The sequence below is a fragment of the Rhodococcus sp. NPDC056960 genome, assembly GCF_042674125.1.
GTDB lineage: Bacteria > Actinomycetota > Actinomycetes > Mycobacteriales > Mycobacteriaceae > Rhodococcus_F.
On the sequence record NZ_JBHURF010000018.1, the window covers coordinates 180249 to 207059 of the forward strand.

General features: G+C 71.5%; 1 protein-coding gene. It reads right to left on the reverse strand.

Annotated features, from left to right (window positions below):
- Positions 1-108: 108 nt before the first annotated feature.
- Positions 109-26811: a non-ribosomal peptide synthase/polyketide synthase gene (locus ACFTWF_RS27705; RefSeq protein WP_378464341.1), complete on the reverse strand. Its 26703-nt coding sequence runs from the start codon at positions 26809-26811 to the stop codon at positions 109-111.

The window sequence follows — 26811 nt, forward strand, 5'->3', positions numbered from 1 at the left end:
TCTCCCCGTCCCCCTGCTCATCCGTTTCCCGTCACCAGGGCACACAGAATTCATCGTCGCACAGCGGGCGGCCCCGTTTCCGATATTTCGCCCGCCGCGACGCCCGGTTCACATCGGCTTGTCGAGGTACCGCGACAGCACCGGACCGATGACGGCGAGGGACTCCGGCTCGATCATGTCGTTGTGCCCGCAGTCCACCGCGTGCTCGTCGATGCGGCCACCCACGAGCGGCCGCCACTCCTGCACCGACCGCGACCGGGTACCGGTGTCGTCCGCGCCGACGGCGGGGAAGATGAGCAGGTCGCCGTCGAAGACCTGGGGCACGAACCGGTGGACCAGGTCTCGCGAGTTCTCGTATCCGGCGTTGATGCGCTCGAGGTCGTCGCCGCGGAGACCGGAGTCGCTGCCCCACGATTCGTCGAGAAGCCGCGCCGCCTCCTCGTAGGTGAGCGCGCCGTCCGTCTCGATGACCAGGCCGAGGCCGCGCAGCAGGTCGTGCAAGTCGAGCTTCCCGAAGAGCTGGTCCTCGCCGTCGTCGGGGTAGCTGTCCATGAGCGCGAGCGTCGCCACCGTGTCGCCGCCGCGTTGCAGTTCGACGGCCATCGCGTGGGCGATCACCCCGCCGAGCGACCAGCCGAGCAGGTCGTACGGACCGTCGGGCTGGATCGCCTTCATCTCCTCGACGTACCGGTGGGCCAGTTGCTCGATCGACCGGTACTCGCCGTCGCCGCTGATCGTGGGCAGTTGCAGACCGTACGCGCGGCGGTCGGGAGGCAGGTACCGGACCAGGCCCGCATACCCCCAGGACAGCCCGATTCCCGGATGCACGCAGAACAGCGGTCGCCCGGTTCCCTCGGTGCGCAGCGGGATCACCACCGCCAGCGCCTCCCGGACGCCGCCCTCGGCGGACGGGAGTGCGATCCTGCCTGCGAGCCCGGCCGGCGTGGGATCGAGGAACATCCACTGCAGGGGAATCTTCCGGTCGAGTCGCTCCTGGAGGGCGGACACCACCGTGGTGGCGAGCAGGGAGTTCCCTCCCCTCTCGAAGAAGTTGTCGTCGGCGCCCACCCGATCGAGACCGAGCACGTCGACGTACACCTCGACGATCGCTTCCTCCACTGCGTTCGCGGGCGGCCGGTAGCCCACGCCGGACAGGAACGCGGGTGCGGGCAGCGCGGCGCGATCGAGTTTGCCGACCGGGGTCAGCGGAATCTGCTCGAGCACGACGATCGCGGCCGGAACCAAGTGGCCGGGCAACCGTTCACCGGCGAGCCGGGTGAGTTCCGCGGCGTCGACGTCCGCGCCGCCGACCGGGCGGACATAGGACACGAGCAACGGTTCCCCCGCCGGGCCGGCCCGGGCGATCGTGACGGCGAACCCGACGTCCGGGTGGTCGGTGAGTGCGGCGTCGATCTCGCCGGGTTCGATCCGGAACCCGCGGATCTTCACCTGGAAGTCGCTGCGACCGACGTATTCGAGGGTGCCGTCGCGGCGCCACCGGACCACGTCGCCCGTGCGGTACATCCGTTCGCCCGGGGCGCCCCACGGCGCGGCCACGAACCGCGACGCCGTCAGCCCGGACCGACGGTGGTACCCGGACGCCAGGGCGCGTCCCGACACGTACAGCTCGCCGACCACGCCGACCGGGACCGGGCGCAGACGGGAATCCAGCACGACCTCGGAGACCCCGCGGGTGGGTGCGCCGAGCGTGACCGGTTCGCCCGGCACCAGCGCCTCGCTGATGTTCGACATGATCGTGGTCTCCGTCGGCCCGTAGGCGTTGAACATGTGGCGGCCGGGCGCCCACCGGGCGACGAGTTCGGGCGGGCACGGTTCGCCGGCCACGACCAGTGTGCGCAGCGACTCGAACCCGAGGGGGTCCATCGACGCCAGCGCCGTCGGGGTGACGAACCCGTGGGACACCCGCTCGTCGCTCAGCAGCGTCGCCAGTTCGGTGCCGCCGTAGATCGTGGGCGGCGCGATCACCAGGGTCGCACCCGCGCAGAACGCCATGACGAGTTCGAACACGGACGCGTCGAAGCTCGGCGACGCGAAGTGCAGCACCCGGGATCCGGGTGCGACGTGGAGGCGGTCGCGTTCCTCGGCCGCGAGGTTCGCCAGGCCGCGGTGGGTGACGGCCACGCCCTTGGGTGTGCCCGTGGATCCGGACGTGTAGACGAGATACGCGGGCTGCGCCTCGTGCAGCGGCGCGGTCCGGTCGGCGTCGGTGACGGGGGCCGCGGAGTGCGCCCGGATCCGCTCCTCGTCGTCGGCGTCGGACCGGATGTCGTCGTCGAGGACGATCCAGTCCGCGGCGGCGGGCAGCCGGTCGCGGTGCGCGCGCACGGTCACACCGGACACCGCACCGGAATCGGTGAGCATGTGCTCGATCCGCGCCGACGGGTAGGCGGGGTCGACGGGCAGGAACGCCGCACCGGTCTTCGCGACAGCCCAGACGGACAGCACCGATTCGACCGACCGCGGCAGGGCGAGCGCCACGAACGTCCCGGGTCCGGCACCCGTGTCGATCAGCCTGCGCGCCAGCCGGTTCGAGGTCTCGTCCAATTCCCGGTACGTCACCGAGCGGCCCGCGTACGACACCGCCTCGGCGTCCGGGCGCGATGCCGCCGCCGACAACAGTGCCGGCAGCAGCACCGCGGGCGTATCGGTCGCTCCGCGAGCCGGAGTAAGAGCTGCCACTTCGTCGGCGCCGAGGATCTCGACGTCACCGACCGCGACGTCCGGGTCGCCGGTGACCGCCACGAGGATCCGGACGAACCGGTCCGCGAAGCCCTGGACCGTGCCGGCCTCGAACAGGTCGGTCGCATAGTCGATCGCGCCCGCCATGCCCGCGGGCGCGCCGTCCGCGGCGAACCTTTCGTCGAGGATCACCTCGAGGTCCACCTTCACGACGTCGAGGGCCGGGTCGAGTCCCTCGACGCTGAGCCCGGGCAGTCGCAGGGCGGGGTTGTCGGTGTTCTGGAATTCGAGGGACACCTGGAAGAGGGGTGAGTGCGCGGTCGACCGCACCGGTCCGACGGCGTCCACCACGCGTTCGAACGGAAGATCGGCGTGCGCGAACGCGCCGAGATCGGTGTCGCGGACCCGCCCGAGCAGGTCACGGAACGACCGGCCCGCGTCGATCGGGGTACGCAGCGCGAGGGTGCCGACGAACATGCCGACGAGGTCGTCGAGCGCCGCCTCGCCGCGGCCGGCGATCGGGGTGCCGATCGCGACGTCGTCCGTGCTCCCCAGCCGGCCGAGCAGGACGGCGAGCGCCGCGTGCACAACCATGAAGTCGGTGGACCCGTGCTCGCGTGCCGCGGACCGGATCCGCTCGTGCAGGCGGGCGTCGATCGCGAAGCGCACCCGGTTGCCGTGGAACGATTGCTGCGCGGGACGCCGATGGTCGGTGGGCAGTGCGAGGAGTTCCGGCAGCCCGGCCAGCGCCGACTCCCAGTAGGCCAGTTGACGCGAGAGCAGCGACCCGGGGTCGTCCTCCGACCCCAGCAGCCGGCGCTGCCACAGCGTGAAGTCGGCGTAGTGCACCGCCAGGGGTGCCCATGCGGGGGCGCGCCCGTGGACGCGGGATTCGTACGCGATCATCACGTCCCGCACCAGCGGCGCCATCGAGAACCCGTCCGCCGAGATGTGGTGCACCACCACGGCCAGCACGTACGTCCGCAGGTCGAGGGAGTACAGGGTGACGCGCAGCGGGGGCGCCGCGGTGACGTCGAAGCCGGTGGACACGAGGCGCGTCAGCTCGCCGCGGAGCCGTTTTTCGTCGGCGACGGGGACGAGCGTGAGCGCCGCCGGCGCGGACGGGAGGACATCCTGGACGGGTTCGCCGTCGCGGAGGGGGAACCGGGTGCGCAGCGTCTCGTGCCGGGCCACGACGTCCCCGAGGGCGTCCATCAGCGCGTCCACGTCGAGGTCGCCGGTGAGCCGGACGATCATGGGGATGTTGTAGGCGGGTGAACTCGTGTCGAACTGGTTGATGAACCACATCCGTTGCTGGGCGTAGGACAGTGGGATGCGGTCGGGCCGTTCCCCTGCGGTCAGGGCGGGACGACCGGACGGGCCCGCTCCCGCGTGTTCGAGGCGCGCCGCGAACGCCGCGACCGTGGGTGATTCGAACAGCGCCCGCACGCCCACGTCGGTGCCGAGTGCGGCGCGCAGGCGGGCCACCGCGCGGGTGGCGCTCAGCGAATTGCCGCCGAGGTCGAAGAAGCTCGCATCGGCACTCACCCGGTCGAGGCCGAGGACCTCCGCGAAGACCTCGGCCACCGTCTCCTCCACCGGGTCGGCGGGTGCGCGGTATTCCCCTGCGCCGACATCGAATTCGGGTGCGGGCAGGGCCTTCCGGTCGAACTTCCCGACCGCGGTGAGCGGAATCTCCGGAAGCACGGTGATCGACGACGGCACCATATGGGCCGGCAGTGTGCCGCCGAGACGACGGGTGATCGCCCCGGTGTCGAGGGTGCGCCCCGGCGCGGGGACGACGTAGGAGGCGAGGAGTGTGTCTCCGGCGGGGCCGCGGTAGACGACCGTGGCCGCGAATCGCACGCCGGGGTCCGCGGCGAGGGCCGCGTCGATCTCGCCGAGTTCGATGCGGAATCCGCGGACCTTCACCTGGAAGTCGCTGCGTCCCAGGTATTCGATGGTGTGGCCGGGGGTCCAGCGCACGACATCGCCGGTGCGGTACATCCGGTCACCCGGCCGGGCCGGGTTCGCCACGAACCGTCCGGCGGTGAGCCCGGGGCGGCGGTGGTAGCCGCGCGCCAGTCCCGCACCGGCGAGATACAACTCGCCGGGAACTCCCACCGGGACCGGTTGCAACCGGGAGTCGAGGACCAGTTCCGTGACACCCCGGATCGGTCCGCCGATCGTGATCGGATCTCCCGGGGTCATGGGGTCGCTGATGTTGGACATGATCGTGGTCTCGGTCGGCCCGTATCCGTTGTACAGCCGGCGCCCCGGCGCCCACCGGGACACGAGTTCGGGCGGGCAGGCCTCGCCGCCGACGGTGACGTCGGCGAACCGCTCCAGTCCCGCGGGGTCGAGTGAGGCCAGGGCGGCCGTGGTGACGAATGCGTGCGTGATCCGGCGGTCGCGGATCAGTTCGGCGAGTTCGTCGCCGCCGAACAGGGTGGGCGGCGCGATCACCATCGTCGCCGCGGCGCCGAACGCCTGCAGGTATTCGAACAGGGATCCGTCGAAGCTCGGTGTCGAGAAATGCAGCGTGCGGGATTCCGGGCCCGCCCCGAATCGGGCGAGTTGGTCGCGCGCGAAGTTGTCGAGGCCGTGGTGCGTGACGGTCACGCCCTTCGGCGTTCCGGTGGAGCCCGAGGTGTACACGAGATAGGCGGCGGTGTCGAGAGTGACCGGTCCCGCGCGGTCGCCGTCGTCGACCGGTGCGGCGGAGGCGGTGTCGCATTCGGCGGCGAACGCGGGGTCGTCGAGCACCAGCCACACCGTGCTCTCGGGCAGGCGGCCCCGGTGGCCGGAAGTCGTGAGGCCGAGCGCGCACCCTGAATCGGTGAGCATGTGGTCGATGCGTTCGCCGGGATAGTTCGGGTCGACGGGCACGAACGCGGCCCCGGTCTTGGCCACCGCCCACGTGCACAGCACCGAGTCGACCGACCGTGGGACACCCACGGCCACCCCGGTTTCCGGTGCGGCTCCCCGCGCGATCAACACCCGTGCGAGCCGGGTCGACCGCTCGTCCAGCTCCCGGTACGACACCTCCACGTCGCCGGACGACAGGGCGACCGCATCAGGGTCGACCGCGGCGGCGTCGGTGAAGATCCGGGCGAGCGTGCGGGTGGAGCCGCCCGCGCCGCCGCGGACCGGAACCAACTCCGCGCGCTCCCGCTCGGTGAGCAGCGACAGCCGGGCCAGCGGAGTGTCGGGGTGCGTGCAGGCGTCGAGCATCCGCACCACCCGCGCGGCGATGCTCTCGATGTCCGCGGGGCCGAACAGGTCGGGCACGTATTCGAATTTCAGGTGCAGGCGCGCATCCGCCGACGCCACCAGGCTCAGCGGGTAGTGGGCGGCGTCGCGGGCCTCCACCCCGGTCACGCGGAGTCCCGCGATGTCGGTGTCTTCCGACATTCCGGCACGGTCCACCGGATACGACTCGAACACCGTGAGGGTGTCGAACCCGACGCCGGGCCCCGCGGCGTTCCGGATCTGCGCGAGACCGGTGTAGTGGTGGTCGAGCATGGCGGCCTGTTCCGCCTGCACCCGCTCGAGCAGCGCACCCACCGTCTCGCCGGGGCGCAGCGTGATCCGCACCGGCACGGTGTTGATGAACAGTCCGACCATCGTCTCGATCCCGGACAGTTCCGGCGGGCGCCCGGACACGGTGGCGCCGAACACGACGTCGTCGCGCCCGGTGAGCATTCCGAGCACGACGCCCCACGCCGTCTGCAGAATGCTGTTGAGCGTGAGGCCCCGTGTGCGGGCGAATTCGCGCAGCAGACCGGTCCGGTCCTCGTCGAGGTCGAACACCCATTCCTGCGAGACGGTGGACAGTTGCCGCGCCCGGTCGCCGGGGACCAGCAGTGTCGGTTCCTCGACTCCGGCGAGCGCGTCCGCCCATGCGCGCGCCGACCCGTCGGTGTCGCGTCCGCTCAGCCACGTCAGGTAGTCGCGGTAGTCCCGCACGCGCGGCAGCGGCGCCGGGTCGCCGTCCGTGGCGTACAGCGTGAGCAGTTCACGGATCAGCAGCGGCATCGACCAGCCGTCGAGAAGGATGTGGTGGTTCGTCGACACGAGCCGGCAGCGACCCCCGGCGGTCCGGATCAGGAGGAAGCGGATCAGCGGCGCGGTGGTCATGTCGAACGGGGTGGTCCGGTCGGCGGCCAGCAGTCGCTCGATCTCCGCTTCGGCCGCGTCGCCGTCCGATCCGCTGAGGTCGATTTCCTTCCAGAGTAACGTAATTCGACCCGCGACCACCTGTACGGCCCCGCCGTCGGAGTCGTGGCAGAACGCGCTGCGCAGGTTGGGATGACGGTCGAGGAGGGCGCCTGCGGCCCGGTGCAGCCGGGCCGCGTCGACGTGGCCGCCGAGGTCGAGAATCAGCTGGACGAGGTAGGCGTCCACCGATTCGTCGGCCAGTTCGGCGTGGAACAGCATGCCGGCCTGCAGCGGCGACAGCGGCCAGACGTCGGTCGTGTCGGGGTAGCGCTGCGCGAGGTCGTCGATCGCGTCCTGACCGAGTCGCACCAGGTTCAGGTCGGACGGGGTGAAGCCGCCGCCACCGGAGCGGGCATGCGCGGTGAGGGCCTCCAGTGCCCGTACCCACAGGCGCGCGAGGTCGTCGACGTCCTCCGCCGCGATCACTCCGACGGGGAACGACCACGTCGCGGTGAGGACCGGCCCGGCGGTGGTGTCGGTGGTTCGGGCGTTCACGTCGACGACGGCTGCCGCGGGCAGCCCCGACTGCGCGGCGGCGGCGAGTCCCTCGTCGGACAGCGGCGCCCAGTCACCGTCCGGGGCGGTACCCGCACCGAGCCTGCCGAGGTAGTTGAAGCTCACCTGCGGGCTCGCGGCGGCGGACAGTTCCGCGGCCGTGGCCTCACCGAGGTACCGGAGGAGCCCGAACCCGATGCCGTGGTCCGGGATCGACCGCAACCGCTCCTTCACCGCCTTCATCGCGGCGCCCGCGGCGGGGCCGGCCGCGAACGCGTCGTCGAGGTCCACGCCGACCAGGTCGAGTGCCACCGGGAAGATCGTGGTGAACCAACCGACCGTGCGGGCCAGGTCGGCGCCGGGAACCACCTGTTCCTCGCGGCCGTGTCCCTCGAGGTTCACGAGAGCGCCGGACGAGGAGATCCCGCGGTCCCGGCGCCAGCGGACGAGGGCCAGCGCCAGCGCCGTGAGCAACCCGTCGCCGACGGCACCGTGGAACGCCTGCGGGAGCGTCGTCAGCAGCGCCTCGGTCACGGCGACGGGAAGCTGGACCTCGACGGCGGAGGTCTCCGTGTCGGCTGCGGTGAGCGGCCGCGACCCGAGGGGCGGGTCGGGGGTGTCGAGCATCCGCCGCCAGAGGTCGAGTTCGGCTGTGCGGGAGGATTCCTGCGCCACATCGGTGAGGGCGTGCGCCCACCGTCGCATCGACGTTCCCGTGGGCGGCAGGGCGGGCGCGTCGCCCGACAGCACCCGGGCGCAGGCGAGGGCGAGATCGGGAACGAGGATGCGCCACGACACCCCGTCGACCACCACGTGATGGGCGACGATCAGCAGCCGTCCGCGGGCGGCCGGGGTCGCGCCGCCCGGGAACCACACCGCCTGCACCATCACCCCCGACTCCGGGTCGAGCCGGCCGGCGGCGGCGTCCAGTTCGCGGGCCGCGGCGTCGGTGAAGGAGTCCGCCGCGCCGAGGGGCACCGTGCGCACCACCGACGTCGCCCGGACCCAGCCGGGCGGGGCCGTCGTCATGGCCCAGCCGTGCTCGGCCCGGTCGCTGGGGTACAGCCGGGCGCGCAGGACGTCGTGCCGGTCCAGCACGGCCTGCATCGCCGCCGTCAGCGTGTCCTCGTCGAGTTCGGCGGGCGTCCGGAACAGCGCGGCCTGCGAGTACCGGCGGAAGTCGCCGTCCCGGCCCAGCATCCAGTGCACGATCGGGGACAGGGGGAACTCGCCGACGCCGCCGCCGGGGAGCTCCGCGAGCGTCACGGCCTCCTCCCCCGTGGTCGCGACCTCCGCGAGCGCGGCGACCGTCTTGCGCTCGAACACCTCCCGCGGGGTGATCACCACCCCGGACGCCTTCGCCCGCGTGACCAGTTGGATGGACATGATGGAATCGCCGCCCACCGCGAAGAACGAATCGTCGACACCCACCGAGTCCAGACCGAGCACCTCGGCGAACAGGCCGGCGAGGATCCGCTCCGTCTCGGTCGCGGGGGCCCGGCCCAGCGACACCCGCTGACCGAAGTCCGGTTCGGGCAGCGCGCGGCGGTCGAGTTTGCCGTTCACGGTGAGCGGCAGAGCGTCGAGGACGACCACGGCCGCGGGCACCATGTGCGCCGCCAGCCGCCCGGCCACCTGATCGACGATTCCGGCGGGGTCGAGCCCCCTGCCCGCCTCGGGCACCACGTACCCCACCAGACGTTCCCGCCGAGCCGACACGACGGACTGCGCCACGCCGTCGCAGGCGAGAAGCGCCGACTCCACCTCACCGAGCTCGATGCGGAAGCCCTTGATCTGCACCTGGAAGTCATTGCGGCCCAGATATTCCAGCTGTCCGTCCGCGTTCCACCGGCCCAGGTCGCCGGACCGGTACATCCGGGAGCCGGGGGTGCGCGGGTCGGCCACGAACCGGGTTGAGGTGAGCGCGAACCGGCCCAGATAGCCGCGGGACACCTGCGCGCCCGACACGTAGAGTTCGCCGACCACGCCCGGCGGCACCGGGTGCAGGCGGGCGTCGAGCACGTACACGCGCAGGCCGGGCAGTCCCCGGCCGATCACGGACGCGGACGCGCGGGCCGCGAGTTCCGCGTCCAGCGGCAGGTGACTGACGTGCACGGTGGTTTCCGTGATGCCGTACATGTTGACCAGCACCGGGGCGGTGTCGGCGCGGCGCGTGTACCAGCGGGTGAGCTGGCCCAGATCGAGGGCCTCGCCGCCGAACACCACGACACGGAGGTCGAGGTCGATGCCGCCGGCCGCCCGGTCCGCCTCGGCCAGCTGGTAGAACGCGGTCGGGGTCTGATTCAGGACGGTGACGTTCTCGTCCCGCAGCAGCCGCAGGAACATGTCGGGTGAGCGGGTCGTGAAGTAGTCGACCACCACCAGCCTGCCGCCGTGGAGCAGCGCACCCCACAACTCCCAGACGGAGAAGTCGAACGCCGCCGAGTGGAACATGGTCCACACGTCGGAGGCGTCGAACCGGAACAGCGGCCACGTGTTCGCGAACAGGGTGGCGACGTTGCGGTGCGCCACCTGAACGCCTTTCGGCTGTCCCGTCGACCCGGAGGTGTAGATGACGTACGCCACCGCGTCCGGGTGCAGCGGTCCCGACCGGTCCCGGTCGGTCACCGGCAGCGCCGACGTTCGGTCCAGTTCGGCCGTCGTGTCCGCGCTGTCGACGACGAGGATCGGGACCCCGCTCGCCCGGACCGCCCCGGACTCCTCCGCCGTGGTCAGCACGCACACGGGCCGGGCGTCGGCGAACACGTACGCCAGCCGCTCCGCGGGATACGTGACGTCGACGGGCACGTATCCGGCCCCCGACTTCACCACCGCGAGAAGAGCCACGACCAGGTCCACCGACCGCGCGGCGGCGACGGCCACCAGCGTCTCGGGGCCCGCACCGCGGCCGATCAGCAACCGTGCCAGTCGATTAGACCGGGAGTCCAACTCGGCGTAGGTGAGCGAGACGCCCTCGCACACGACGGCCGTCGCACCGCGGGACCGGCCGGCAGCCCGCTCGAACAGTTCCGGAAGGGTCGCGTCGGCGGCGAACCCGACACGCGGTGGCAGCACGAGGGCCCGCTCCCGCGGGTCCAGCAGTTCGATATCGCCCACCGGCAGAGCCGGTGTCGCAGCGATCGATTCGAGCACGCGCAGGAATCGTTCCGCGAACCGGTTCACGGTATCCCGATCGAGCACATCCGTCGCGAACCGCAGTCCGGCGGCGAGTCCGGCGGGCGCACCGTCCTCGTCGACGTGTTCGGCGAGACTCAGTTCCAGATCGAACTTCGCGACGCCGAGATCCACGTCGACCGAATCGACGGTGAGTCCCGGTAGCTCGAGGTGCGTGCCCTCCGCGTTCCGGAACTCGACGAGCACCTGGAACAGCGGGGCGTGCGACGTGGACCGTTCGGGGGCGAGATCGTCGACCAGCCGCTCGAACGGGATGTCCGCGTGCTCGAACGCGCCGAGGTCGGCCGCCCGGACCGCGGCGAGCACCTCACCGAACGACGCCCGCGGGTCGATGTCCGTTCGCAGGACGAGCGTGTTGACGAACATGCCCACCACGTCGTCGAGCGCCGCCTGACCGCGACCGGCGACCGGCGTGCCCATCGTGACGTCGCCGGTGCCCGACAGCCGGGACAGCAGCACCGCGAACGCCGCGTGGACGGCCATGAACAGGCTCGCATTGTGCTGGGCGGCAAGCGCACTCAACGACCGGTGCAACCGCGCGGGCACGTCGAATCCGACGACGGCACCCCGGTGCGAGCGCTGGGCGGGCCGCGGCCGGTCCAGCGGGATCTGCAGTACCTCGGGCACCCCGGCCAGCGCGCCGGTCCAGTAGGCGAGTTGCCGCGACATCACCGAGTCGGGTTCGTCCACCCCGCCGAGGACGTCCCGCTGCCACACGCTGTAGTCGGCGTACTGCACCGGCAGCGGCGTCCAGCCGGGGGTCTCCCCCACGGTCCGGACGGTGTACGCCAGCATGACGTCGCGGGCGAGCGGAATCATGGAGAACCCGTCGGCGGCGATGTGGTGCACCACGATGGCCAGGACGTGTTCCGTGGCGTCCAGCACGAACAGGGCTGCGCGGAAGGGGATCTCGTCGCTCACGTCGAAGCCTCTGTCGACGAGGCCGGCGAGGGCGTCCCGGAGATCGCGGCCACCGGACACGGCTATCGGCTCGAGACTCGGGGTCGCCCGTCCGGCGTCGACGATCACCTGGTGCGGTCCGTCGACCGCGCCGGGGAACACGGTGCGCAGCGATTCGTGCCGCTCCACCACATCACCGACCGCCGCGTGCAGGGCGGCGCGGTCGAGGTCGCCGGTCAGTCGCAGCGCGACCGGAATGTTGTACGCGGGCGAGGACGGGTCGAACTGGTTCACGAACCACATGCGTTGCTGCGCCAGCGACAGCGGTATCCGGTCGGGGCGCGGTCGCACGGCGAGCGCCACCGGCCGGCCGTACGCCGGCGACGCCGATTCGATCCGGACCGCGAGGTCCGCGACCGCCGGTGCGTCGAACAGCGCGGCCACGCCGATCCCGGCGTCGAGGGCGGAGTTGATGCGCGCGACCGCCCGGGTGGCGCTCAGCGAGTCGCCGCCGAGTGCGAAGAAGCTGTCGTCCGCGCCGACGCGCGGGACACCGAGCACGTCCGCGAACACCTGCGCGACGGCCTCCTCGACGGGTGTGGTGGGCGCGCGGTAGCCGATGATCGAGGAGACGAATTCCGGTGCAGGCAGCGACTTCCGGTCCAGCTTGCCGACCGGAGTCAGGGGGATCTCGTCGAGCACCACCACGGCGGCGGGCACCATGTACTTGGGCAGGACCCGGCCCGCGAACGCGAGCACGTCGGGCGCCGCCACCTCCTCGCCGTCGTGCGGCAGGACGTACGACACGAGCGCCGTGTCGCCCAGCGGTCCGGGGCGGCCGAGGGTCGCGGCGAAGTCGACGTGCGGGTGGGTGGTGAGCACGGCATCGATCTCCCCGAGCTCGACGCGCTGACCGCGGATCTTCACCTGGAAATCGCTGCGTCCGAGGTATTCGAGCGTGTGGTCCCGGCACCACCGCACGACGTCTCCCGTGCGGTACATGCGGCCGCCCGCGTACGGGTTGGCAACGAACCGTTCCGCGGTGAGCGCGGGCCGCCGGTGGTAGCCGCGGGCCAGCGCCGGTCCCGAGATGTACAGTTCGCCCGGCACCCCGGCCGGGACGGGTTGCAGCCGCGCGTCGAGGACGGACAGCACGATGCCGCGGACGGGACCGCCGATCGTGACCGGCTCCCCCGGGGCCATCGGCCTGCTGAACGTGGTGAGGATGGTGGCCTCGGTGGGTCCGTAGCCGTTGAACATTCCGCGGTCCGTGCCCCACGTGGCCACCAGTTCGTCACCGACGGCGTCGCCGGCCACGACGAGCGCCTCGAGGTGCTCGATCCCGTCGTTCTCCACGGTGGCGAGCACGGCAGGGGTGATGCAGGCGTGGGTGATCCGTTCCCGCCGGAGCAACTCCGCGAGTTCCGCGCCGCCGTAGACGTCCGGTGGTGCGACCACGAGGGCCGCACCGGCAGCACACGATTGGACGAGTTCGAGTATCGCCACGTCGAAACTGGGCGAGCAGATGTGCAGACAACGCGAGTCGGGCGACACGGTGTAGTGCTCGGTCTGTTCGGTGAGCAGATTTGCCAGCCCACGATGGGTGACGACGACGCCCTTCGGCCTGCCCGTGGACCCGGACGTGTAGATCGCGTACGCCGCGTGGTCGACGTCGAGCACCGACCGGCGATCGACGTCGGTGACGCGGGCGGCGGTGGCGGCCGACCAGGTGCCGTCGAACGCCGGTTCGTCGAGCACGAGCCACGGCACCGAACCGGGCAACCGGTTGCGGTGAGCCGACGTCGTCACACCCAGTGCCGCACCGGAATCGGCCAGCATGTGCTCGATGCGGTCGGGCGGATAGTTCGGGTCGACGGGCACGAACGCCGCACCCGCCTTCGCCACCGCCCACACGGCGAGCACCGATTCTGCCGACCTCGGGAGTCCGAGCGCGACGAACGTCTCCGGGCCGGCACCCCGTTCGATGAGCAGGCGCGCCAACGCGTTCGATCGGGTGTCGAGGTCGCGGTAGCTCGTCTCGCGTCCGTCGACGACGATCGCGGGCGCGTCCGGTCGGTCGCCCGCCGCCGCGGTGAGAATCTCGGGCAGCGTTCGCGGTGAACCCGCGGGGGCGCCGGGAACCGCGGTGAATTCCCGGAGTTCGGCCTCCGACAGCAGGGTGAGGTGTGCAACGGGAGTGTCGATGTCCGACTGCAGGATCTGCAGGGCACGCGCGACCCGGGCCGCCACCGACCCCGCGAACTCGCTGTCGAAGACGGTCGGCTGGTACCGCAGTCGCAGGTGCAGTCCCGCGTCGACGTGCGCCATCAGGGTGAACGGGTAGTGGGTGGAATCGATTCCCTCGACCCCCGCGACGCGCATGCCGTCGATGTCGGTGTCCTCGGTCAGCCCCATCCGGTCCACCGGATACGACTCGAACACGGTGAGCGTGTCGAAGGCGGCGCCCTCTCCGACGGCGCGCTGGATGTCGGTGAGCCCGAGGTAGTGGTGGTCGAGGAGCGCGGACTGTTCGCTCTGGAAGCGCTGCAGCAGGTCCGCGAGTGTTTCGTCGCGGCGCAGGCGGAGCCGGACGGGCACCGTGTTGATGAACAGCCCGACCATGGTCTCGATGCCGGCGACGGCCGGTGGACGCCCGGACACGGTGGCCCCGAACGTGACGTCCTCGCGGGTGCCGAGCGTGGTGAGCACGAGTCCCCATGCCACCTGGACGAGCGTGTTCATCGTCAGCCCGCGCTCCCGGGCGAGCGCCTCGAGTTCCCGGGTCTTCTCCTCACCCACGTCGAGGCGCACGTCCTCCGGTTCGGCGAAACCGTGCTCGCCGCGCGCCGCGGGTGCGACGAACGTCGGCTCGTCCGCGCCGGCGAGGGCGGATACCCAGGCGGCCGTGGACCGTTCGCGGTCCTGGGCGCCGACCCACTCCAGATAGTCGCGGTAGGACGTGACGCGGGGAAGGGCCGCCGGGTCGCCGCCGGTGGCGTAGAGGATCAGCAGATCCTTGATCACCAGCGGTGTCGACCAGCCGTCGAGGAGGATGTGGTGATGGGTGACGACCAGCCGGTACCGATCGGGTGCAGTGCGCAGCAACGTGAACCGGAGCAGCGGGGCCGTCGACATGTCGAACGGGACCGCCCGGTCGGCGGCCAGCAGGGCCGCCATTTCCGCCGAGATCCTGGCCTCGTCGAGATGTGCGAGATCGACGTCGGTCCACGGAGCGGTCACCGAATTCAGGACCACCTGCACCGGGCCGCCGCCCGAGTCGGCGAATGCCACGCGGAGGTTCGCGTGCCGGTCGAGCAGACCCTGTGCGGCGCGGCGCAGTCTCGGGGAGTCGACACTGCCGCGGAGATCGAGCACCAGTTGCACCTGATACGCGTCGAGCCGGTGTTCGGACAGCTGAGCGTGGAACAGCAGACCCGCCTGCAGCGGTGACAACGACCAGATGTCCGCGAGGTCCGGGTAGGTGAGCTCGAGCCGGTCGATGTCGGATTGCCCGACGGACACCAGGTCGAGGTCCGACGGTGTGAGCCCGCCGGCGCCCGGCCGGCCGGCGTGCTCGGCCAGGGCGGTGAGGCCCCGGACCCACAGTGCGGCGAGTTCGTCCACGTCCTCCGCGGCCAGCACACCGGTGGGGTACGACCACGTCGCGGTCAGCACGGGCTCGCCGCCGCGGACGGTGGTCGCCGCGTTCACGTCCACGATCCAGGCGGTGGGCATGTCGTGGTTCTGGGTTCCGCCGAGGTCCGTGCTTCCCTCGACGGGCAGCCAGGGCACGTCGCCGGCACTCGTCGCCACCCGGCCGAGGTAGTTGAAACTGATCTGCGGCGGCCGGAACCGGTGCAGCGCCGGCGACGTGTCCGCGTCCAGGTACCGCAGCATGCCGTATCCGATGCCGTGGTCGGGGACGGCGAGGAGTTGCTCCTTGACCGCCTTGATCGCGGCCCCGGCCGGGGCGTCGCCGGCGTAGGCGGCATCGATGTCGATGCCCGTGAGGTCGAGCCGCACCGGGAACAGGGTGGTGAACCACCCGACGGTGCGCGACAGGTCGGCGCCGGGAACGACGTGGTCTTCGCGACCGTGGCCCTCGAGGTTGATCAGCGCGTCGGCCGTGTGCGTTCCGCGGTCGCGCCGCCACCGGATCAACGCGAGCGTCAACGCGGTGAGGAGACCGTCGCCCACGGCTCCGTGGAAGGTGGCGGGCAGCGTGGTGAGCAGTGCCGCGGTGACGTTCGCCGGCACGTCGACGGTGCGGCGGCCCGTGGTGGCGTCGACGTCGACGGCCGGGTCCAGAGGCCGGGAGCCGAGGAGCGGATCGGCACCGTCCAGGATCGACTGCCACCGTTCCCCCTCGGCGAGCCGGTCCCGCACCGCGTCGGTGAGTCCGTGTGCCCACCGCCGCATCGACGTTCCGACCGCGGGCAGCGCGGCGGGCGCCCCCGCGACGGCACGGGCGTGCGCCGCCGCGAGATCCGCGATCAGGATCCGCCACGACACACCGTCGACGACCAGATGGTGCGCGACCAGCAGGAGCCGCCCCTGCCCGCCCGGGCCGTCGAACCAGAGCACCCGCACCATGCTGGCCGAGGCCGGATCCAGCCGGTCCGCCGCCGCGTCCAGTGCGCCTCGCGCGACCGGATCGAAGGCGCTCGCGTCGAACGACGGCACGGGCACTCGATGGATCAGCGCGTCGGCCGATACCGACCCGGTGGGCAGCACCGTCATCCGCCACTGCCCCTCCGCGTCGGATGCGAGGCGTGCGCGCAGCATGTCGTGCCGGTCCAGCACCGCGTCCACGGCGGCGACGAGGTCGTTCCGGCGCAGCCCCGGCGGTGCGGTCACCAGCACCGCCTGCGAGAACCGGTCCAGGCGACCCGCGCTGCGCTCCAGCATCCATGCGACGACCGGTGTCAGCGGGACCGGGCCGACGCCGCCGCCGGGCAGTTCCTCCAGCACCACGGCGTCCGCGCGTTCCTGGTGGGCGACCTCGGCGAGACCGGCCACGGTCCTGCGCTCGAACACGTCGCGCGGTGAGAGGAGCAGGCCCGCGGCCTTCGCCCGGGCCACCAGCTGGATCGACATGATGCTGTCGCCGCCGAGCGCGAAGAACGAATCGTCCACGCCCACCGCGTCGAGTCCCAGCACGTCCCGGAACAGGCCGGCGAGCAGCACCTCGGCCTCGGTGCGCGGCGGGCGGCTGTCGGTGACGCCGACACCGAAGTCCGGTTCCGGCAACGCCTTCCGGTCGATCTTGCCGTGGACCGTCACCGGGAGGGCGGCGATGACGAGCACGGCGGCGGGCACCATGTAGGACGCGAGCCGCTCACCGGCGAACCGGAGCAGTGCGGCGGGATCGACGGTCGCTCCGGGTTCGGGCACCACGTACCCGATCAGCCGGTGACCCGAGTGGCCGTCGCGGCGCACGTCCGCGACGGCCGCCGCCACGGCGTCGTGGGCGAGGAGGACCGACTCCACCTCGCCGAGTTCGATCCGGAAGCCGCGGATCTTCACCTGGAAGTCGGTGCGTCCGAGGTAGTCGAGTTGCCCGCCGGGCGTCCAGCGCACCAGGTCGCCGGTCCGGTACATCCGGCTCCCCGGCCGTCCGAAGGGGTTGGCCACGAAGCGTTCCGCAGTGAGGGGGTGCCGCCCGTGGTAGCCGCGTGCGAGTGCGGGACCGGCGAGGTACAACTCCCCCGCGACACCGACCGGGACGGGGTGCAGCCGCGCGTCGAGAACGGCCTCGGTGAAGCCGAGCGTCGGCGCCCCGATCGTGACCGGCTCTCCCGGCACCAGCGCGGTGCTGATGCTCGACACCACGGTCGCCTCCGTCGGCCCGTACGCGTCGAACATCGCCCGGCCCGGCGCCCAGCGGGCCACCAGTTCGGGCGGGCACGACTCACCGCCGGTCACCACGCACTCCACGCCCTCGAGGCCGGCGGGATCGACCGACGCGAGCGCCGCCGGCGTGACGAAGCAGTGCGTGACCCGCTCCCGCCTCAGCAACTCCGCCAGTTCGTCGCCGCCGTACACGGACGGGGACGCGATCACCATCGTCGCGCCCGGACCGACCGCGAGCATCAGCTCGAGCACGGACGCGTCGAAGCTCGGCGACGCGAAGTGCAGGGTGCGCGAATCCGCGGTCGTCCCGAATGTGTCCTGTTCCGTCGCAGCGAAATTCGCCAGCCCGCGGTGGGTGGTCACCACCCCCTTCGGCAGGCCGGTGGATCCCGACGTGTAGATCAGGTACGCCGGGTGGTCGACGTGCAGGGCCGATGTGCGGTCGGCGTCCGTCACCGCGGAGGGCGGCAGCAGCGACAGTTCGGCCTCCCTCCCCGGATCGGCAGACACCAGCCACGGAATCGACGACGGCAGGCCGGCCCGGAGCGCGGCCGTGGTGATGCCCGCGACGGCACCGGAGTCCGTGAGCATGTATGCGATGCGCTCGGCGGGATGGTCGGGGTCGACCGGAAGGAACGCGGCCCCAGTCTTCGCCACCGCCCAGACGGCCAGCACGCTGTCGATCGACCGCGACAACGCCAGCGCCACCACCTGTTCCGGTCCGGCGCCGCGATCGATCAGCAGTCGGGCGAGCCGGTTCGACCGCTCGTCGAGGTCTCGGTACGACACCTGGCGGCCCTCGAAGGACAGCGCCGCGGCGTCCGGGTGCGCCGCCGCGGCAGCCGTCAGCACCTGCGGCAGCGTGCGCGGCGCCACCCCGCCGCCCCCGCTCGCCGACGTCAGCGCGGCCCGCTCGCCGGACCCGAGAACGTCGACGTCGCCGACCGGCGCGTCCGGCGCGGCGGTGACGGCGGCGAGGATCCGAACCAGCCGGTCGGCGAACACGGACACGGTGGTCTCGTCGAAGATGTCGGTGGCGTAGCCGAGTGCCGCACCGATGCCCGCGGGATGTCCGGCGGCGTCCACGTTCTCCCGCAGGGTCAGCTGCAGATCGAAGTTGATCGTGTCGAACGCGAGATCGAGGGGTTCGACGTGTAATCCCGGCAACTCCAGTTCGGGGCGCTCGGTGTTCTGGAATTCCAGCATCACCTGGAACAGCGGCGAATACGCGGTGGACCGCGACGGCCGCAGGCTCTCGACGACCCCTTCGAACGGGACGTCGGCGTGGGTGAACGCCCCGAGGTCGGCGTCCCGGACCTGTGCGAGAAGGTCCGCGAACGTGCAGGCGCCGTCGACCGGTGTGCGGAGCACGAGGGTGTTCACGAACATCCCGACCAGGTCGTCGAGTTCGGCCGCGCCCCGGCCCGCGACGGGTGTGCCCACCGCGACGTCGTCCGACGCGCTCAGCCGCGACAGCAGCACGGCCAGCGCGGCGTGCAGGGCCATGAACACGGTCGATCCGTGCCGACGGGCCACCCGCACCACACCCTGGTGCAGCTCCGCCGCGATCTCGAACTCCACGCGGCCCGCTCCGAGGGCCCTGGCCGCCGGACGGGGCCGGTCGGTCGGCAGTTCCAGCACGTCGGGGAGGTCGGCCAGCGTCGAGGCCCAGTACTGCAGTTGCCGCGCGAACGGCGACTCGTCGTCGTCCTCCGCCCCGAGGAGGTCGCGCTGCCACAGCGTGTAGTCGGCGTACTGCACGGGCAGCGGAACCCAGTCGGGCGCGACGCCGTGCACCCGGGCGGTGTACGCCGACAGGACGTCCCGGGCGAGCGGAACCATCGAGAACCCGTCCGCCGCGATATGGTGGACGACGACGGCCAGCACGTGCTCGCTCTCGTCCACCGCGAACAGCCGGGCCCGCACCGGCGCCTCCGCGGTCACGTCGAATCCCGCCGAATGGAGGAGACGGAGTTCCCGGTCGAGGTCCGCAGGCGCGACGGCACGCGGTGTGAGAACGGGCGCCACCTCGTCCGCCGGCAGGATCACCTGCCGCGGACCGCGGTCGGTGAGGGGGAACACGGTGCGCAGCGATTCGTGCCGCTCGACGACGTCGGCGAGAGCCGCCTGCAGCGCCGCGTGATCGAGCGTGCCCGCGAGGCGGAGTGCGATCGCGACGTTGTATGCCGCACTGGCCGTATCGAACTGGTTGATGAACCACATCCGCTGCTGGGCGAGCGACAGCGGGACCTCCCGCGCCGGGTCCCGCGGGGCGGGCCGGGTCGCTGCCCGCGCGGCCCCGACCTCCGCGCGGGCAGCGAGCCCGGCGACGGTCGGGGCGTCGAACACGTCGCGCACCCCGAGTCGGTCGCCGACCGCGGCGTTGATGCGGGCCACGAGGCGGGTCGCGGTCAGCGAGTTCCCGCCGAGCGCGAAGAAGTTGTCGTTCACCCCGGCCCGGGCGACGCCGAGCAGGTCGGCGAACACGGCGGCGACGATCTCCTCGACCGGATTGCGCGGCGCGACGAATCCCACCGTCGACGCGCCGAAGTCGGCCTCCGGCAGCGCCTTCCGGTCGAGTTTGCCGTTGACGGTCAGCGGTAGCGCGTCGATCACCACCACCGCGGACGGCACCATGTACGACGGTACCGCCCGCCCGACCGCGTCGAGCACCGTGCCCGGATCGACGTCCGCTCCCGCCTCCGGCACCACGTAGCCCACCAGCCGGTCGCCGTCCCGGTCGTCGCCGCGCACCACGACCACCGATTGCGCCACCCCCGCGCACGCGGCCAGGGCCGCCTCCACCTCGCCGAGTTCCACCCGGAATCCGCGGAGCTGCACCTGGAAGTCGCTGCGCCCCACGTATTCGAGCCGGCCGCCCGCACCCCATTTCACGACGTCGCCCGACCGGTACATGCGCGCGCCCGCGCAATCGCGCGCGAACGGGTCGGCGACGAAACGGGTTGCGGTCAGGGCGGACCGGCCGAGGTAACCGCGGGTCACCTGATCTCCCGACACGTACAGCTCGCCCACCACCCCGGGCGGCACCGGATGCAACCGGCTGTCGAGCACGTAGACCCGCAGACCCGGGAGCCCGCCGCCGATCACCGAACCCGCCGCCGACGCCGCCTGTGCCCGGTCCAGAGCCAGGAAGCTGACGTGCACCGTCGTCTCGGTGATGCCGTACATGTTCACCAGCAACGGAGCGCGGTCGTCGTGCCGCGCGTACCACCGCTCCAGCTGTCCGACGTCGAGGGCCTCGCCGCCGAAGATGACGTGCCGCAACGACAATGGTGTGCGGTCGGGGTCCTCGACGGCGCCGGCCGCCCGGTCGGCCTCGGTCAGCTGGTAGAACGCCGTCGGGGTCTGGTTCAGTACCGTCACCCGCTCCCGGCGGAGCAGTTCCAGGAACGTGTCCGGCGACCGCGCGGTGAAGTAGTCGACGAGCACCAGGCGGCCACCATGGACGAGCGCTCCCCACAGTTCCCAGACGGAGAAGTCGAAGGCGTACGAATGGAAGAGTGTCCACACGTCGGAGGCGTCGAATCCGAACAACTCCCGGGTGTTGGCCAGCAGCGTGACGAGGCAGCGATGGGACACCTGCACGCCCTTCGGTCTGCCGGTCGATCCCGACGTGAAGATCACGTACGCGACAGCGTCCGGCCACAGCGGCCGCAACCGGTCCGCGTCGGTGACCGGCAGCCCGGACAGCCGCGCCGCCGCACCGGCCGTGTCCGGATCGTCGATCACCAGCCACGGAATTCCGGCCGGCACCCGCGCGGCGAATTCGGTGCTCACCACGGCGCAGACGGGCTGCGCGTCCGCGAACATCGCCGTCACTCGCTCCGCAGGGTAGCTCGTGTCGACCGGGACGTATCCGCCGCCGGCCGCGAGGACCGCCAGCAGCGTCACCACGAGGGCGGGGGTGCGATCGACCATCACCGCGACCAGCGACTCGGCGCCCACACCCTCGGCGATCAGCAACCGCGCCAACCGGTTCGCCCGCTCGTCCAGCTCACGGTAGGTCAGCGTCTCGGCCCCGCCCACCACCGCGGTGGCGTCCGGGGTATCCGCGGCCACCCGGGCAAACATGTCGACCACCGTCTGCGCGTCCGCGGCGACCCCCTCGCGGTTCCACCCGTACAGCACCAGGTCCCGCTCGGCCGTGCCGAGGACCACGATGTCGCCCACCACCGACGCCGGATCGTCCACCACCGCCCGCAGGACCCGCACGAAGCGTTCGCCGAATCCCTCCACCGACGGCCCGTCGAACACGTCCGTCGCGTAGAGGAACGCGGCCGCCATGCCCGCGGCCGTCCCCTTGTCGTCGTGGTACTCGGCGAGCGACAGCTGCAGGTCGAACTTGGCGACCCCCGGATCGACGTCCACCGCCTCGACGGTCAGGCCCGGCAGTTCCAGATGCGCGCGGACGGTGTTCTGGAATTCGAGCAGCACCTGGAACAGCGGCGAGTGGGACGTCGACCGGGACGGCGCCAACTCGTCGACGACGCTCTCGAAGGGAACGTCCGTGTGCCCGAACGCACCCAGATCCGTGTCGCGGGCCCGGGCGAGCACGTCGGTGAACGCCTCGGCCGGGTCCACCCGCATCCGCAGTACCAGCGTGTTGACGAACATCCCCACCAGGTCGTCCAGCGCCGCCTCGCCACGGCCCGCGATGGGGGTGCCGATGGCGACGTCGTCCGACCCGGACACCCGCGACAGCAGCACGGCCAGCGCCGCGTGCATCACCATGAACAGCGTCGCGTTGTGCTCGCGCGCGAGCAGGAGCAGCTGCCGGTGCAGGCCCGCGTCGATCGAGAACGGCGCCGTCGCGCCCGCGAGAGATCTTGTGACGGGTCTGTTCCGATCGAGCGGCAGGGCGCTCACCTCGGGGAGCTCCGCGAGCGCATCCCGCCAATAGTGCAGCTGCCGGGACATGAGGCTGTCCGAATCGTCGGCGCTGCCGAGGAGCCGCCGCTGCCACACGCTGAAGTCGGCGTACTGCACGGGCAGTGGATCCCAGCTCGGCACGCTCCCGGACCGGCGTGCCGAATAGGCCACCATCAGGTCGCGGGCCAGCGGCGCGAGCGACGCCCCGTCGGCTGCGATGTGATGCACCACGATCACGAGGACGTGCTCGTCGGTGCCGGTGCGCAACAACGTTGCCCGCAGCGGGACCGTCGCGCTCACGTCGAACCCGCCGATCAGGAGGGTCGCGATCCGGTCGTGCAGCGAGTCGTCGCCGTCGACCTGCGGGGTGAGATCGGGAACGACGTCCGCGGCATCGATGATCACCTGGTGCGGGCCGTCCGGCGACGCCGGATACACGGTGCGCAACGATTCGTGCCGTTCGATGACGTCGCCCACCGCGGCCGCCAGCGTGTCCGCGTCCAGGGGTCCGGTCAGGCGCACCGCCATCGGGATGTTGTACGCGACCGACGACGTGTCGAACTGGTTGATGAACCACATCCGTTGCTGCGCCAGCGACAGCGGGATCCGCTCGGGACGCTCCCCGACGGTCAGAGGCGGTCGGTCCACGAGTTCCGTGCCCGCGTGCCGCACGAAGGCCGCGAGCAGTTCGGCGGTGGGCGCCTCGAACAGCGCCCGCACACCGACGTCCGATCCGAGCGCCGCGTTGACGCGCGCGATCACCCGCGTCGCCACCAGGGAATTGCCGCCGAGGTCGAAGAAGCTGTCGTCGACACTGATCCGCTCGACTCCGAGGACCTCCGTGAACACCTCGGCGATCGTCTCCTCGACCGGGTCGGCGGGTGCACGGAATTCGGCCGCGGAAGACATGAACCGCGGTTCCGGCAGCGCCGCGCGGTCGAGCTTCCCGACCGGGTTCAGCGGGATCTCGTCCAGCACCACGACCACCGAGGGAACCATGTACGACGGCAACCGGTTCCGCACCTGCCGCAGCAGTTCCGTCGTCTCGATCGGCCTGCCCGGCGCGGGGACGACGTACGAGACCAACACGGTGTCTCCCGACGGTCCGGGCCGCCCGATGGTGACGGCGAGCAGCACATCGGTGTGGGTCTGCAGCATCGCGTCGATCTCGCCCAGCTCGATCCGGAATCCGCGCACCTTCACCTGGAAGTCGCTGCGCCGCAGGTATTCGAGCGTGTGGTCGGGCCGCCAGCGCACCACGTCGCCGGTGCGGTACATCCGGCCCCAGCCGTACGGGTCGGCGACGAATCGCGCTGCCGTCAGACCGGGCCGCCGGTGATAGCCCCGGGCCACACCGGGTCCCGCGATGTACAGCTCACCCGGCACGCCGACGGGCACCGGATGGAGCCGGGCGTCGAGCACCACTTCCTCCGCGCCGCGAATCGGCCCGCCCAGCGTGATCGGGTCACCGGGAGTCATCGGTGCGCTGATGTTCGCCATGATCGTGGTCTCGGTGGGCCCGTATGCGTTGCACAGCCGGCGGCCGGGTGCCCACCGGGCTACCAGTTCGGGCGGGCAGGCCTCCCCGCCCACGACGACGTCGAGGAAGTCGTCGAGACCGTCCGGTGGAATCGTGCCCAGCGCGGCGGTGGTGACGAAGCCGTGGGTGACCCGTTCCGACCGCAGCAGGTCGGCCAGTTCGGCGCCGCCGTACGCGGACGGCGGCACGACCACCATCGTCGCGCCCACGCCGAACGCCTGCAGGTACTCGAACAGGGACGCGTCGAAGCTCGGTGTGGAGAAGTGCAGTGTCCGGGACGATCTGGTGGCACCGAACCGGGCCTGCTGGTCGGCCGCGAACGTGTCCAGCCCCCGGTGGGTGACGGTGACGCCCTTCGGCTGCCCCGTCGAACCGGACGTGTAGATCACGTACGCGGCGTAGTCGAGACGCAGCGGCCGAACCCGATCGGAGTCGGTCACCGGACTGTCGGAGCGGGTATCGCAGTCGGCCCGGAGGTCCGGATCGTCCAGCACCACCCACGGAACGGAATCGTGCATGCTGCCGCGCACCGACGCCTCGGTCAGACCCAGCATCACGCCCGAATCGGCCAGCATGTAGTCGATCCGGTCGGCCGGATAGTTCGGGTCCACCGGAACGAACGCCGCACCGGTCTTCGCGACGGCCCAGACCGACGCCACCGACCGGAACGACCGCGGCAACGCCAGCGCGACGAACGATTCGGGCCCCACCCCCCGGTCGATCAGTATCCGGGCCAGCCGCGTCGACCACCGGTCCAACTCCCCGTACGACAGGTCCTCGCCCTGCCGCGACAGGGCGGTCGCCGCCGGATCGAGGGCCGCCGCATCCGCGAACAGGGTCGGCAGGGAACGCTCGGACCGGCCCGGTCGCCCCCGCACCGGGGTCAGTGCGGAACGCTCCTCGTCGGAGAGGATCTCGACGTCGCCCACCGGAACGTCCGGGCCCGCCGTCATCGCCTCCAGGATGCGGCGGAACCGCTCGGCCGCCACCCGGATCGTGTGCGCATCGAACAGGTCTGCGGCGAAGCCGAATTCGACGCTGACCCCCTCGGGCGCGCCCGCCTCGCCGACCGTTTCGATCACGGACACGCACAGGTCGAGGCCGGCGCGGGCGGCACCGCCCGCGCCGGGCGGCCGGGTGTCCAGCAGCACCTGGACGATCGGTGCGTAGGCGTCCGACCGCGACACGTCGAGCTCTCCGACGAGACGCTCGAACGGGACACGGGTGTGCAGGCGCGCCTGGGCGACGATGTCCCGGACGTGCGACAGGAAGTCGCGGCAGGACGTCCCGCCCGCGTACTGCGAACGAATCACCACGACATCGTGGTAGTCGCCCACATCCACCGCCGTGCCCACCGCGATGTCGCCGCTTCCGGTGACCCGGCCCAGCAGAATCGACAATGCCGTGAGGAACACGGTGCCGGTGCCGGTGCCCACGGCGTCGGCCAGTACCGCCACCCGGCCGTGCACCGCGGCCGGCAACACGACGGTGACCCGGTCACTCGCCTGCGACAACGTCGCAGGTCGCGGCCGGTCGGTCGGCAACGGCAGCAGGTCCGGCAGCCCGGCCAGCGTCCCGCGCCAGTACTCGACGTCCTCCGTCTCACGCAGGAGTTGTTCGCCCGTACGGGCACTGGCCTCGTGGACGCTGCCCAGCCGGGAGTCCGGATCCGCGGTTGCCAGTTCCTCGAGCAGTTCGACGAACTGCCGGTGGTGATCCCGCAGTTCCGGCTCCTCGTAGCGGCTCGGGTTCGCACGGAAGTCCACGAAGATCCGGGTGGGTGTACCGCTCTGATAGACGTTGATCAGCAGGTCCTCGACCGGACCGGACGTGACGATGTGGAAGTCACCGAGCAGCGAGCCCAGCGCTACCTCCTGACGGAACAACATGACGTTCACCATCGGCCCGTACAGTGCCGTCGCCGCGCTCTCCCCGGCGTCGCGGCGGATGTCGTCGAGACTGCACCGCTGATGCCGCAGCGCCCCCACCAGCTCACGCTGCACCTTCTCGATCAGTTCCGCGACGGTGTCCTCGGCACGGACGTGGACGGGGAGCGGTGCCACATTGACGAGCATGCCGCCGGAATTGCGCAGCACCGCGGTGGTCCGCGCCGACACCGGGATGGTCACCAGCACATCGGTTCGTCCGGTGCGCCGCGCGAGATAGCATGCGGCGGCAGCGATGATGGTCGCCGCCGACAGGCTGTCGCGGGAATCGAGAACGGCCACCACATCTTCCGAGAGGACTGCACTCTCCACCGTGCTCGTCGCCGACACCTGTCCCGCCGTCCGCGCCAGCGTCGTCCCCTCCAGCCCGGCCACCCGCTGCGCCCAGTACTCCCGGTCCGTCACGAAACGGTCGGACGTCCGGTACCGAATATCGATGTCGTACAACTGCCGCAGGCTCACCGCCCGGTTCGGATCCGGCTCGACTCCTGCAACTTTCGCGGAATAGCGGTGCGCGATGCGGCGCAGCATCGTCATGGCGCCGTAGCCGTCGAGGGCGACGTGGTGAATCCTGCTGTACCACAGGAAATGAGTATCGCCGGTCTGCACGATCGACGTCTCCACCAGGCGATCGGCGCTCAGGTCCAACGGTGTGACGTAGTCCCGCTCCATCCACGCGTGGGCCGCCGCGACCGGGTCGTCCTCGTCGCGGAAGTCGACGTACGCAATCGAGGTGTCGGTCTGATGGTCCACGTATTGGAGCGGCTGCCCGTCGACATCGAACACCTTGAGGAACGGCGACTCGAATTCGCGGCCCGCCTCCACCGTCTCCTGCCGCAGCAGGTCGATGTCCAGCGCACCGGAGAATTCGACGTACTGGGCGATCGAGATCGGAACCCGGGGCTCGAGTTGCTGCGCGAACCACGTTGCCCGCTGCGCCGCCGACAGGGGAATCGGCTCGCCGCCTCCCGGAGCCGCATCGACCCATCGCTCCCCCGGCCCATGAACGTCCGCGGGGCGGCGCGTCTCTCCCGCCCCCGGAACGGGTCCTTCACCATCTCCAGGGCACAC